Below are 12747 nucleotides of genomic sequence, written 5' to 3' on the forward strand. Positions count from 1 at the left end.
GCGGGGAGCGGTCCTTCGGGCTGTTCCGGCGATGTTCCGGCTCCGGGCCGGACGCCGACGGCCAGGGGCCGCCCCGGTGACCACCGGGGCGGCGGAGCCGGCGGTCAGGCCTTCGGGGCCACCTTCGAGAGGCCGTTGATGATGCGGTCCATCGCGTCGCCGCCCGTCGGGTCGGTGAGGTTCGCGAGCATCTTCAGGGTGAACTTCATCAGCATCGGGTGGGTCAGACCCCGCTGCGTGGCGATCTTCATGACCTTCGGGTTGCCGATGAGCTTCACGAAGGCGCGGCCGAGCGTGTAGTAGCCGCCGTAGGTGTCCTTCAGGACGCGCGGGTAGCGGTGGAGGGCCAGTTCCCGCTGCCCGGGAGTGGCGCGCGCGTGGGCCTGGACGATGACGTCGGCCACGATCTGGCCGGACTCCATGGCGTAGGCGATGCCCTCGCCGTTGAAGGGGTTCACCAGACCGCCGGCGTCGCCCACCAGCAGCAGGCCCTTGGTGTAGTGCGGCTGGCGGTTGAAGGCCATCGGGAGGGCCGCGCCGCGGATCGGGCCGGTCATGTTCTCGGGGGTGTAGCCCCAGTCCTCCGGCATCGAGGCGCACCAGGCCTTCAGGACCTCGCGCCAGTCGAGCTCCTTGAAGGAGTCGGAGGTGTTGAGGACGCCCAGGCCGACGTTCGAGGTGCCGTCGCCCATGCCGAAGATCCACCCGTAGCCGGGCAGCAGACGGTCCTCGGCGCCCCGGCGGTCCCACAGCTCCAGCCACGACTCCAGGTAGTCGTCGTCGTGGCGCGGCGAGGTGAAGTACGTACGCACGGCGACGCCCATCGGGCGGTCCTCGCGGCGGTGCAGGCCCATCGCGAGGGAGAGGCGGCTGGAGTTGCCGTCCGCAGCCACCACCAGCGGGGCGTGGAAGGTCACCTCCCGCTTCTCCTTGGAGTCGGCGTCGCCCAGCTTGGCGTGCACGCCGATGATCCGGCCGGTGCGCTCGTCCAGGATCGGGGCGCCGACGTTGCAGCGCTCGTACAGCCGGGCGCCCGCCTTCTGCGCCTGGCGCGCCAGCTGCTCGTCGAAGTCGTCCCGCTTGCGGACGAGTCCGTAGTCGGGGAAGGAGGCGAGATCCGGCCAGTCGAGCTGGAGACGCACACCGCCGCCGATGATGCGCAGGCCCTTGTTGCGGAGCCAGCCGGCCTCCTCGGAGATGTCGATGCCCATCGACACGAGCTGCTTGGTGGCGCGGGGGGTCAGTCCGTCGCCGCAGACCTTCTCGCGCGGGAAGGCCGTCTTCTCCAGGAGCAGGACGTCGAGGCCCGCCTTCGCCAGGTAGTACGCGGTGGTCGAACCGGCTGGCCCGGCCCCGACGACGATGACGTCGGCGGTGTTTTCGGAGAGGGGCTGGGGCTCGGTCACGGCGGGGTCTCCCCAAGACTCGAAATCAACGTGCCGACGGGCACTGGACATGGGCAGTCTATGCAGCGGTACCGATCACCCGGCTGAAGGGCTGCCCCGTGAACCGAGCTCTCCCCGCAGTACGACTGCGCGTTCCCACCGACGAGGATGCTCTCGCCTGGCACCGGGTCTTCGACGACCCCGAGGTCATGGAGTTCCACGGAGGCCGCGCGGCCGAGCGGTCGGTCTACGAGGAACTCACCGCGCGCCAGCGGCGGCACGACGCGGAGTTCGGGTTCTGTCTGTGGACGCTGCTCGGTCCCGGGGACGAGGTGCTGGGCTTCACGGGCGCGCAGCCGTGGCCGCACGCCTGGGGTCCGGCCGGGAAGATCGAGATCGGCTGGCGGCTGGGGCGGGAGCACTGGGGCAAGGGGTACGTCACGGCGGCGGCGCGCACCACCCTGGAGCGGGTCCGCTCGGCGGGCGTCACCGACGTCGTCGCCATGGTCAACGCGGGCAACGCCCGTTCCATCGCCGTGACGAAGCGGCTCGGCATGGAGCTGGCGGAGCGGTTCACCCTGCCCTCGTCGCAGCAGGAGGGACACCGCTACCGGCTGGCCCTGTGACCGCCGCCGGCCGGTGACGGCGACGGGGTACCGCGCGGGTGCAGGCGGGTCCGGCGCCGGTGCGGGCCGGGGTCCGGCGCCAGTGCAGGCGGCTCCCCCGGTCCGGGTGCCGACCGCTCCCCGGTACGGGGGCCTGCGGCCTCCGGCATGGGTGCCTACCGTTTCCGGCACGGATGCCGACGGCTTCCGGAAGGGCACGGGCGAGGCTTACCCTGCCGGTACCGCTGGGGGGTGACGTCTGTGCGCATAACACCCAAGACACCCGAAGTGCGCGTGCCGAGGCTCGTCGGTCTGATGGCCGTGGACGCGCGTGAGACGGCTGAGGCTCGCGGGGTGCTGCTCGCCGCACCCGACCGGCCCGATTTCCATCGGACGGTCGTCGACTATGTCGTACGGCAATTTCCGCAGCCCGGGGTCGAGGTGCCGCGCGGAGCCGTCGTCACGGTGTGGTTCGACCTCGGTGAGGCGGAGGGCGGTGCCGGGGTGCGCGAACCGCGTCCGCCCCGTCCGCCGTCGGGCGGACTGCGCCGAGAACTCGACCTTCCCGGCGATCCGTTCGAGGTACTGAGGTAGCCGGACGCCCGCCGAGGCGGCCGGGGCGCGCGGTACCGGGAGGGGTCAGGCCTGCTTGTAGCCGCGGTGGAGGGCGACGATGCCGCCCGTCAGGTTGCGCCAGGCCACCTTCGACCAGCCGGCCTTGATGAGCCGCTCGGCGAGTTGCGGCTGGGTCGGCCAGGCGCGGATGGACTCGGCGAGGTAGACGTACGCGTCGGGGTTGGAGGAGGCGGCGCGGGCGACCGGGGGCAGCGCGCGCATCAGGTACTCGGTGTAGACGGTGCGGAACGGCGCCCAGGTGGGGTGCGAGAACTCGCAGATCACGACACGTCCGCCCGGCTTGGTGACGCGGTAGAGCTCGCGCAGCGCGGTGTCGGTGTCCTGGACGTTGCGCAGCCCGAAGGAGATCGTGACGGCGTCGAACGTGTCGTCCTTGAAGGGCAGCTTCGTCGCGTCGCCGGCGGTCAGCGGCAGCCAGGGGTGGTTCCGCTTGCCGACGCGCAGCATCCCGAGGGAGAAGTCGCAGGGGACGACGTAGGCGCCGGTGCGGGCGAAGGGCAGCGAGGAGGTCGCGGTACCGGCCGCGAGGTCCAGGATCTTCTGCGCGGGGCGCGCGTCGACCGCCTTCGCGACCTCCTTGCGCCACGCCCGGTCCTGGCCGAGCGACAGCAGGTCGTTCGTCAGGTCGTACCGTTCCGCCACGTCGTCGAACATCGAGGCGACTTCGTGCGGCTGCTTGTCCAGGGATGCGCGGGTCACGGTCCCCATTGTGGCAGTAGGGCCCCCACGGCTCTCCGGCGCCCGGCCGGGAACCACCCACCGTTCCCGCGTACGGGGAACAGCGCCGCACCCGCCCCCGTGAACCGGGGAGGCTACGGCGCTGTTCCCGAGGCCGACGCGTTCCGCAGCGCGGCGGGTTCCGCGCCGCACACCGCGTACCGGTGTCGAGCAGTACTACTGCGGGGGCTCGGGAATCTCGGCGAACACCGCGTTGAGGGTGTGGGCGGCGTTCATGGTGATCGTGTAGCTCGTCGTGGTGTCCGTCTGGCGCACCCCGTCGACGTCCCAGCCGACGAGCCGGAAGCCGGGACTCACATCGGCGGTGACGGTGACCTGCGTACCGGGGTCGTACGGGCCGTACTCGCTCGGCGTGAGGCTGCCCCCGGCGGGCGGGGAGGAGGTCATGGTGAGGGAGACCCGGTTGGTGACCTGGGAGGCCCGGTAGTTCGCCAGGAACTCGGCGGCCCTCGTCGCGTTGGCGGCGTTGTTGTTGTTCTCGTCGCCGAGAGCCTGGCCGTTCAGCAGGTTCACGGTGTTGGAGTACTGGTTGACGACCGCGCACGGCTGGGTGCAGGCGCTGGAGTACGCCATGACCGTGTGGTGCCGCTGGTCGGCGGTGACCCAGCCGTAGTTGTCGGTGCCCACGGGAGTCGTACCGCCCTGGGACACCACCGTCTTGCGGTCGTGCATGAGACCGAAGTTGTGGCCGATCTCGTGCGCGAGGTTCTCCCATGCCGTGATCGAGAAGGCGCTGGTGACCGAGAACGCGTTGTTGCTGGTCCCCGGGCCCGCCGGGGTGGGCAGGTTGGCCTGCCCCGAACTGTCCTCCGCCGGGATGGAGGCGATGAGCGCCACCAGGTCGGCGCTGTACGCGAGCCGCTGGGCGGCGGCCGGGGCTCCGAGGGTCAGGTTCAGGGGGTTGCTGATCATGCTCAGCAGGGTTCCGGCGTTCTCACGGGCGACACCGGTCGCCGCGGTCTCGTAGGTGTTGACGACGTGCACGCTGGCCGGCACCTGGCTGGTCGCGAGGGCCCTGTTCAGCTGGTTCACGCCGTACCGGATCCGGCTCTGGACGGCGGCGGTGGAGCCGAGTTCGGTGACGGTGGCCGGGGTGTAGGCGACGACGATGTCGATGGCCGCGGGGTTGTCGGGGGTGGCGATCCGCCGCCCCGGCTCGTGCGGCCTGACCGACCGGGTCGGGGGCACGGTCACCGTGTCCACGCCCTGGCCGCTCGGGGGCAGTTTCAGCGCGTCGATCTCCTGCAGCAGGTACCTGCCCGGCCGCTTGGCCACCGGCTTGTACAGGTACTGGCGGAAGCCCTCCTCGATCTCGCCGGACAGGGTGACCGGCCCGGCCGTGCACGCGCCGATGACGGACACGGAGATCGTGTTCTCCGGATGCCTCGGGTCGTGGCCGGACCAGAACACCGTGCCGTCCAGGTCCTGGCGCTTGAAGTCCTCGATCGCCGTGAAGCCCTTCTGGTGCTCGAAGAGCGGGAAGGTGCGGCGCTCGGGCACGCCGTCCCTCTGTCTGCGGCACAGCGAATGGAAGTCCTTGGGATTCGCGCGCATCACCGCGCTGCGCTTCACCCAGGGCTCGGGGTTGTGGCCGGATCCGGGTCCGGCGGCCGCGGGTGTGTTCACGGCCAGCGACAGGGCGGCGGCGAGTGCGGTCGCCGCGGTGGACGCGGCGAACAGGGAACGACGCATGGGGAACGTGAGCCTCTCTGTGGGGTCTCCCCCCATGCTCCGTAACCAAGATCGCGCCCCGCTCGTTGCACACGTCCGGCCAGGGCCAACCGGGGCGAGGTTCACTCTTCGGGCCGTCAGCCGCCCACCCGGGCACCTCCCGAAGGCGGCCCTCAGGGCAGCAGCCGGGGTCCCTTCCGGGCGGCCACGTCCTCGACCCAGCCGAACAGGAGGACCGCGGCCCCGATCAGCACCCAGCCGACTCCGAACATGAACCACTGGCTCTCCAGCGGCAGCCACTTCTCGAAGGCCGGCACGTCCCAGAACCGGTCGATCAGCGGGACGGCCAGGATCAGCGCGATCTCGTGCCAGAGGTAGATCGTCACCGCGCGCGCGTTGAAGATCGTCACCGTGCGGTCGAGCCGTCCGAAGCGAGCGAGCCAGGCGAAGTCGACGTCGTGGCGGGCCTTGAAGTACATCAGCGCCGTCACGAAACCCGCCGACCAGAAGGCCTGGGCGAGGGGGTTCTCGTCGAGGTCGTAGGTGCCGAAGTCCGCCTGGTGCGCGAAGGCGTACCAGGCGCCGTACGCGAGGGCGGCGGCCGATCCGAGGACCACAGCGGCCGGCCTCAGGCGCTGGAGCACGCCCTCGCGGTGGGCGAAGCCGAGCAGCCAGCAGAAGAGGTAGGTGGCGAGGTCGGTGAGGGCGCTGCCGAAACGGTCGTACGACGGCTGCCATCCGTACTGGAAGACCACGATCGGGGCCAGCGAGAGGAGCAGCACCGGGACCGGCGCCTTGCGGAACATCCTCAGCAGCAGCGGGGACAGCAGCACGAACCAGAGGTACGTCCGCAGGTACCAGAGGATCTCCCAGGCCTGGACGCCCCACCGGTCGCCCGGGGGATCGCCGACCGGGACGATCCAGAACACGATCTGCCATCCCGGCATCCAGCCGTGGACCAGCATCGCCAGCACGACGAAGAGGCCCCAGAACCAGAACGGCGGCAGCAGTCGCCGCAGCCGGCCGCGCACCACCGCGAGCGCGGGGCGCTCCAGGGACCTGGCCATCAGGGTGCCGGCGAGCGCGAACATCACGCCCATCGACGGGAAGACCAGCCCCGCCCAGGCCCAGCCGAAGGTGTGATAGGTGACGACACGCACGAGGGCGACGGCGCGCAGCGCGTCGAAGTAGCGGTCACGGCCGCCCGCCTTGCCCGTCCCCGGGGAGGGGGAAGGGGCTGGGTCCGGCTCCGCCTGCGCCGGGGCGGGTTCCTCCGGCTCGGGGGCGTACGGTCCCGGCTCCTCGTTCGGTCCCAGCTCCTCGTACGGCACCGGCTCCTCGTACGTCACGGGCTGCCCGTACGGGGTCGGCTGCTGGTACGCAGTCGGCTGCTCGTACGTCACGGGCTGGCCGTAGGGGACGGGCCCTACGTACGGGAGTCCGTTCCCGGAGTCGTACCCGTACGCGGGAGCCTGCCCGTACCCGCCGCCGTACCCGTACCCGGCGTCGTGTCCGTACCCGGAGCCGTATCCGCCCTCGTACCCCTGGCCCTGCTGTTCGGCGCCCCAGGTCATCTAGCTCACTCCTGCCGGGGTTGCGACCTCGCCCGTGCGCTTGAGCTTCTGCCAGCGCAGACGGCCGCCGGTCAGGGCCGTGACGCAGGAGTGGATCAGAACGAGGTACATCATCTGGCGATAGGCGAGTTGCTGCAGCGGCAGCATCGCGAGGTAGCGGTACTTCTCCCCGTCGAGATGGAACGCATAGGCGGCGCAGACCAGTTGGACCGCCAGGACGGCCAGCCAGGCGAGCAGCGCGGCCCGGAAGTCCACGAAGATCATCGAGTAGAGGGTGAACACGTCGATGAGCGGGGCGAACACCGGGGTGACGATCTGGAAGAGCACCACCAGTGGCATGCCCACGCGTCCGAACCGGCCCGAAGGCCCCTTGTCCGTCAGCGACTTGCGGTGCTTCCAGAGCGCCTGCATGGTGCCGTAGCTCCAGCGGTAGCGCTGCGACCAGAGCTGATGGAACGAACCGGGCGCCTCCGTCCAGGCCTTGGCGTGCTCCTGGTAGACGACCCGCCATCCCGCCCGGTGCAGGGCGATGGTGATGTCGGTGTCCTCGGCGAGCGTGTCCTCGCTCATGCCGCCGGCCTCGAGGACCGCGTCCCGGCGGAACGCGCCGATCGCTCCGGGGATGGTCGGCATGCAGCGCAGCAGGTCGTACATGCGGCGGTCGAGGTTGAAGCCCATCACGTACTCGATGTGCTGCCAGGCCCCGATGAGGGAGCGCCGTCCATCATGACGACGATGTCGTGACGGGCGTTGCGGACACCGTTGTTGAGCGCGGCGGGCTTGCCGGCGTTCTCCTGCCGGATGACCCGGACGTTCGGCAGGCCGAGCGATTCGGCGATCTCGGCCGTGCCGTCCTCGGAACCGTCGTCGACCACGATGATCTCGATCGGATGGGTGCTTCTCGCCAGGGACTCAAGGGTGTTGGCGATGCACTCCTTCTCGTTGTAGGCGGGCACGACGACGGTCACCGGCCTGGTGACCTCGGGTCCCCAGCCGGCCTTCCCGCCCCGGCCGCGTCGGCGGTTGCGCAGGCGGTGGTGCCGACGGGCGAGGACGAGCATCATCGCGAACCGGCCCATGACGGCCACGCCGACCACCACGAGGAACCAGGACAGGGCCGGTACGACCCATTCGGCGACCGCCACGGCGTAGACGAGCGCCTTGCCCTCGTAGAGGGTCGCGCCGGTGGCCTTCCGCTGGGCACCCAGCGCGGCGCCGCTCGCACCGGCACCCGCACCCGCACCCGCACCCGCACCGGCGGACGCGCCCGTACCCGCGTCCGCACCCGCGCCCGTCCCCGCGGAATCCCGGCGGGGGACCTGGGACGACCCGATGGCGCTTCCGGCGTCTCCTGTGCTCCGCGCCCGGGCCGCGGCCCGGTTCAGCTTCGCCTGGGCTCCGCTGACGGTGGTGAAGGAGTACCCCTTCGCCTTCATCTTCCTGATGTACGTGCCGAGTGCGGCGACCGTCTGCGAGCGGTCGCCGCCGGCGTCGTGCATGAGGACGATGGCGCCCTCGCCGTTCTTCGGGGTCGCCCATCGGACGATCTTCGAGACGCCCGGCTTCTTCCAGTCGTCGCTGTCGGTGTCGACGAAGACGCTGGTGTAGCCGAGGCCGCCCAGCTCCTTGTAGACGGGCCAGCTGTAGTTGTCGACGGCGCTGATCTCCGAGGAGTACGGGGCGCGGAACAGCGTGGTGGTGACGCCCGCCGCGCCGGCGAGGGCCAACTGCGTCTGCTTCAGCTCACGTTGGAGGCGGGCGGTGCTCTGGTAGGAGAGGTCGACGTGGGTGAAGGTGTGGATGCCGACCTCGTTGCCCTGGTCCACGAGGGTCTTCACCACGTCCGGGTAGCGGGAGACCATCGAGCCGACCATGAAGAACGTGCCCTCGACGTCGTTCTCCTCCAGGACCTTGAGGACCTCCGGCGTCCAGTCCGCGGTCGGACCGTCGTCGAAGGTCAGCACGATGGTCTTCTTCGGCACGGACTGCGTCGTCGCGGTGCCGCCCGCGAACGTCAGGATGGGTCCGCCGTCGAGGATCTTCTGGGGGACCTTGTCGTAGGCGGCGCCGTCGCGGACCCGGGCGTCGTTGCCGATCTCGGAGCGCAGATAGCCGTCGAGCAGCATCACGCTGACGAGCGCCAGCAGGAGCAGCAGGGCGAGGATGACGCGGGGTTTCTGCAGCGCGGCGGCCCTGCCGGCGGCCCGCTCCATCCGGGAGGGGGCGCGCCGTCGGCCGCGCGAGGGTGTCGTCGTGGTCATGAGAGTGGCCGCGCCCGTCAGTTGGCGCCGGCGGAGGCGGTCGCCGAATCCGTGGTCGTGCCGGATGCTGTTCCGGCCGTTCCGTCGGCCCTCGCGCCGGACGTCGCTCCGGCGGCCGCCCCCGCGGTCGTCGTGGGGGCGGTGGAGGGTGCCGGGCCGGTGGGCGGGGCCGAGGGCGGGGCGTGGCCCGCGCCGGGGGCCGAGCCGGCCCGGCCTCCGTCGAAGGGGAGGAGCGAGGACGGCGTGAGGGACGTGCCCCACCCCATGAAGGCCATCCCGAGCACGACCGCGTATCCGAGGCAGCCGACGCCGACGAGCATGCCGATTCTGCTCAGCAGCCGGGCTCTGCGTCCCGAGTTGTCGACGAACACGGGACCGTCGACGGCCGCGCTGCCGCGTTTGCGGCGACGGCCACGCACCTGGGCATGGTTCTGGATGGCGGGCTCGGATTGCATTCCCCAGACGGTAGGACGCGTTTATGTGTCAAAAACTCCGGATTCCGTGTGAGCGGCCCATGAGAGGCGCCTCGGCCTGTAGTTTCTCTGTGAGAATCGGGAATTGCCCACGCGGCCCGGACCCGTCAAGCATGAGAGAAATGAACCCTTTTGCCGCCCGTATCACGCCTTTTGTCGGCTCGCCTTCCCTCGACTTTCCCGCGTGATCTTCATTCGGCAATCCGCTCCGGGTGTGACAGATTTCCCCTCGGGAAACGACCGTTTTGTTTCCGCCTCGAGACAGACATCACGAGAATCACGAGAGTGGGTGCGTGCGCGATGCGGCGTTTCCTGAAGCCGGCCGCGGGGGTTCTGTGTCTGGTGGCCCTGGCCTGTTCGGGATGCTCCTCGGGCGACGGTGACGCCGACGGCGGCACGGGCTCGGCGACCGCACGGGCCGGCCGGACGACGGCCGCGGAGGCGTCCCCGGCCCCCGGCTCGTCGACGTCCTCGGACACCTCGTACGCCCCGTACGTGAGCGCCACGACCGCCGCCGGGACCGACTCCGCGGGGTCGCCGACCACGTACAACCTGGCCTTCGTGATCTCGGACGGCAGCGGCTGCACACCCGAGTGGGACGGCGTGGCCGCGATCGGCGACTCGGCCGTGAAGTCCCGTACGCGGGCGCTGAAGAAGTCCGGCGCGCGGGTGCGGGTGTCGTTCGGCGGCGCGTCCGGCAAGGAGCTGGCGTCCACGTGCGACAGCGCGGACGAACTCGCCGCTGCCTACGGGGCCGCGCTGGACGCCGTCGGCTCGACGCAGGCCGACTTCGATGTCGAGGGAGCCCAGTTGGGCGACCCCGACTCGGTCGCGCTGCGTTCCGAGGCCATCGCGCTGCTCCAGAAGAAGCGCCCGGGGCTGAAGGTGTCCTTCACCCTGCCCGTGATGCCGTCCGGCCTGGACGCCGAGGGTCTGGCCCTCCTGGAGTCCGCCAACGACCACTCCGTGGACGTCTCCACGGTCAACATCATGACCATGAACTACGGCAGTTCGTACGACGGTGACATGGGCGACTACGCGATCACGTCCGCCGAGGCGGCCCACACCCAGCTGAAGAAGGTGTTCGGGCTGTCGGACGCCGACGCCTGGCACGGGCTCGCGCTCACCTCGATGATCGGCGTCAACGACGTGAAGCACGAGACGTTCGGACTCGCCGACGCGGCACAGGTACGGGAGTTCGCCGAGAAGAAGGGCGTGGCCTGGGTGTCGATGTGGTCGACGTTCCGGGACCGGCAGTGCGAGAAGGGCAGCGCCACGGCGGACGACGCGGCGACGGACTGCAGCGGCGTGCGGCAGAGCGCGGGTGCGTTCGCGAGGGCGTTCGCGGGCTGAGCGACGGGACGCGGGCTCGCATGCCGGGCCGGAACCTCGGGCGGGCGGGGCCGAACCCCGTACGCGCACACGGACGTTCGCGGGTTGAGCGAAACGACGCGGCCTCGCGCGCCCGGCCGGAACCTCGCGCCGGTGGGGCCGAACCCCGTACGCACGCGCGGGAGTTCACGGCCGAGCCGTCACCGCATGCCATGGCGAAGCCGAACCCCGGGCCGGCCGGGGTGGCGGACCCGGTCGCCTTCAGCGGCCCCTGTACACCAGCCGTCCGCCGATCACCGTCGCCACGCAGGTCCCAGCACCGCGCCGGACCAGTTCCGCGCGGTCCGCGACGTCGAAGACGGCGAACCGGGCGGGACCGCCCGGTACCAGCGCCGGGAGCAGGATCAGCGGGACCGGGGACAGGGCCGCCGGACCCGGGAGCCGGTCCGGGCGCTGTCCCACCGCGAGCCCCGACCTGCGCACCGCGTCGGCCACGGCCCGCGACCGCAGCTCCCCCGCCACCGCCACCGTGCCGTGCGCCAGCATCCGCTGGACCCCTCGGCGCGCGCTCGCGCCGAGGCGTGCGGGGTCGGCACGGAAGATCCGCAGGGCCCGCTCCCCGCCGATGGGCTCGGTGCCGAAGCCCTCGGCCTCGCGCGGGTCCGGGTGGTACGTGGCTTCCAGGAGCTCGGGGCCGTACGGGTTCAGCAGTCCCGGCGTGAGGATGCCGGGCCAGCGGCGCAGCTTCGCGTCCGGGTGGGCGGCGGCCAGGTCCTCGTACGGGCCGACGGCGGCGACCGCGGCCCCGTCGACCAGGACCGCGGTCTCCGGCGACCGTTCGGCGACGTGAAGTGTCGTCATCGCGCGGCTAGTTGGAGGCCAGCAGCTTCAGCTCGGGGTGCGCGGTGCCGCCCTCGATGGCCGTCGAGGAGATGTGGGACATCACGCGCTCGTCGACCGGGTCGTTCGCCGGGTCGTCGTGGACGACGATGTGCTCGTACGTCGTGGTCCGCTGGGCGGGGACACGGCCCGCCTTGCGGATCAGGTCGATGATCTCCAGGCGGTTGGAGCGGTGCTTGGCGCCGGCGGAGGAGACGACGTTCTCCTCCAGCATGATCGAGCCGAGGTCGTCCGCGCCGTAGTGCAGGGAGAGCTGGCCGACCTCCTTGCCTGTGGTCAGCCAGGAGCCCTGGATGTGGGCCACGTTGTCGAGGAACAGACGGGCGATGGAGATCATCCGCAGGTACTCGAAGAGCGTCGCCTGCGTGCGGCCCTTCAGGTGGTTGTTCTCGGGCTGGTAGGTGTACGGGATGAAGGCGCGGAAGCCGCCCGTCCGGTCCTGTACGTCGCGGATCATCCGCAGGTGCTCGATGCGCTCGGCGTTGGTCTCGCCGGTACCCATCAGCATCGTGGACGTCGACTCGACGCCGAGCCCGTGGGCGATCTCCATGATCTCCAGCCACCGCTCGCCGCTCTCCTTGAGCGGGGCGATCGCCTTGCGCGGGCGGGCCGGGAGCAGCTCGGCGCCGGCGCCGGCGAACGAGTCGAGACCGGCCGCGTGGATCCGCTGGACGGCCTCCTCGACGCTCACCTTGGAGATCCGGGCCATGTGCTCGACCTCGGAGGCGCCGAGGGAGTGGATGACCAGCTCGGGGTACGCGCCCTTGATCGCGGCGAAGTGCTTCTCGTAGTACTCGACGCCGTAGTCCGGGTGGTGTCCGCCCTGGAACATGATCTGCGTACCGCCGAGCTCGACGGTCTCCGCGCAGCGGCGCAGGATGTCGTCGAGGTCGCGCGTCCAGCCCTTGGCGGTGTCCTTGGGGGCCGCGTAGAAGGCGCAGAACTTGCACGCCGTGACGCACACGTTCGTGTAGTTGATGTTGCGCTCGATGATGTACGTCGCGATGTGCTCCGTACCCGCGTACCTGCGGCGGCGCACGGCGTCGGCGGCGGCGCCGAGCGCGTGCAGCGGGGCGTCACGGTAGAGGACGAGCGCCTCTTCCGGAGTGATCCGCCCACCCTCGGCGGCACGGTCCAGCACGGACTGAAGGTCGGCCTTCTCGGTCACCGGG

10 protein-coding genes and 1 pseudogene are annotated in these 12747 nt (G+C 70.9%); 3 read left to right on the forward strand and 8 right to left on the reverse strand.

The window, feature by feature from the left end:
• Positions 1 to 104 precede the first annotated feature (104 nt).
• Entirely contained in the window at positions 105 to 1406 is a 1302-nt protein-coding gene (locus IO36_RS37955) for a geranylgeranyl reductase family protein (protein ID WP_037627180.1), read from the reverse strand.
• Positions 1407 to 1504: 98 nt separating this feature from the next.
• Between IO36_RS37955 and IO36_RS37960 the strand changes: the two genes are divergently transcribed.
• Complete coding sequence (locus IO36_RS37960) at positions 1505 to 2011, forward strand: GNAT family N-acetyltransferase (RefSeq protein ID WP_037627182.1); 507 nt, start codon at positions 1505 to 1507, stop codon at positions 2009 to 2011.
• 240 nt (positions 2012 to 2251) lie between these two features.
• Positions 2252 to 2584, forward strand: a complete 333-nt coding sequence (locus tag IO36_RS37965) for a PASTA domain-containing protein (protein ID WP_167347442.1) — start codon at positions 2252 to 2254, stop codon at positions 2582 to 2584.
• 45 nt (positions 2585 to 2629) lie between these two features.
• On the opposite strand, the gene IO36_RS37970 is transcribed toward IO36_RS37965, so the two are convergent.
• The 5 genes and pseudogenes from IO36_RS37970 to IO36_RS37990 form a co-directional block, all read right to left on the reverse strand.
• A complete protein-coding gene (locus IO36_RS37970) occupies positions 2630 to 3325 on the reverse strand; it encodes a demethylmenaquinone methyltransferase (RefSeq protein ID WP_037627517.1) in 696 nt (231 codons plus the stop codon).
• A gap of 195 nt (positions 3326 to 3520) precedes the next feature.
• Positions 3521 to 5056: a reprolysin-like metallopeptidase gene (locus IO36_RS37975; RefSeq protein WP_037627185.1), complete on the reverse strand. Its 1536-nt coding sequence runs from the start codon at positions 5054 to 5056 to the stop codon at positions 3521 to 3523.
• A gap of 152 nt (positions 5057 to 5208) precedes the next feature.
• On the reverse strand, positions 5209 to 6609 hold the full coding sequence (locus IO36_RS37980) for an acyltransferase family protein (protein ID WP_037627188.1): 1401 nt from the start codon (positions 6607 to 6609) through the stop codon (positions 5209 to 5211).
• A pseudogene (locus IO36_RS37985) lies at positions 6610 to 8870 on the reverse strand (bifunctional polysaccharide deacetylase/glycosyltransferase family 2 protein). It lies immediately after the preceding gene.
• 17 nt (positions 8871 to 8887) lie between these two features.
• Entirely contained in the window at positions 8888 to 9325 is a 438-nt protein-coding gene (locus IO36_RS37990; RefSeq protein ID WP_037627190.1) for a hypothetical protein, read from the reverse strand.
• A gap of 318 nt (positions 9326 to 9643) precedes the next feature.
• Between IO36_RS37990 and IO36_RS37995 the strand changes: the two genes are divergently transcribed.
• On the forward strand, positions 9644 to 10696 hold the full coding sequence (locus IO36_RS37995; RefSeq protein WP_037627192.1) for a chitinase: 1053 nt from the start codon (positions 9644 to 9646) through the stop codon (positions 10694 to 10696).
• A gap of 240 nt (positions 10697 to 10936) precedes the next feature.
• On the opposite strand, the gene IO36_RS38000 is transcribed toward IO36_RS37995, so the two are convergent.
• Entirely contained in the window at positions 10937 to 11536 is a 600-nt protein-coding gene (locus IO36_RS38000) for an imidazolonepropionase-like domain-containing protein (protein ID WP_037627194.1), read from the reverse strand.
• 7 nt (positions 11537 to 11543) lie between these two features.
• Entirely contained in the window at positions 11544 to 12743 is a 1200-nt protein-coding gene (gene mqnC / locus IO36_RS38005; RefSeq protein WP_037627198.1) for a cyclic dehypoxanthinyl futalosine synthase, read from the reverse strand.
• Between the last annotated feature and the right edge of the window lie 4 nt (positions 12744 to 12747).

The organism is Streptomyces aureus (assembly GCF_000725495.1).
GTDB classification, from domain to species: Bacteria; Actinomycetota; Actinomycetes; order Streptomycetales; family Streptomycetaceae; genus Streptomyces; species Streptomyces aureus_B.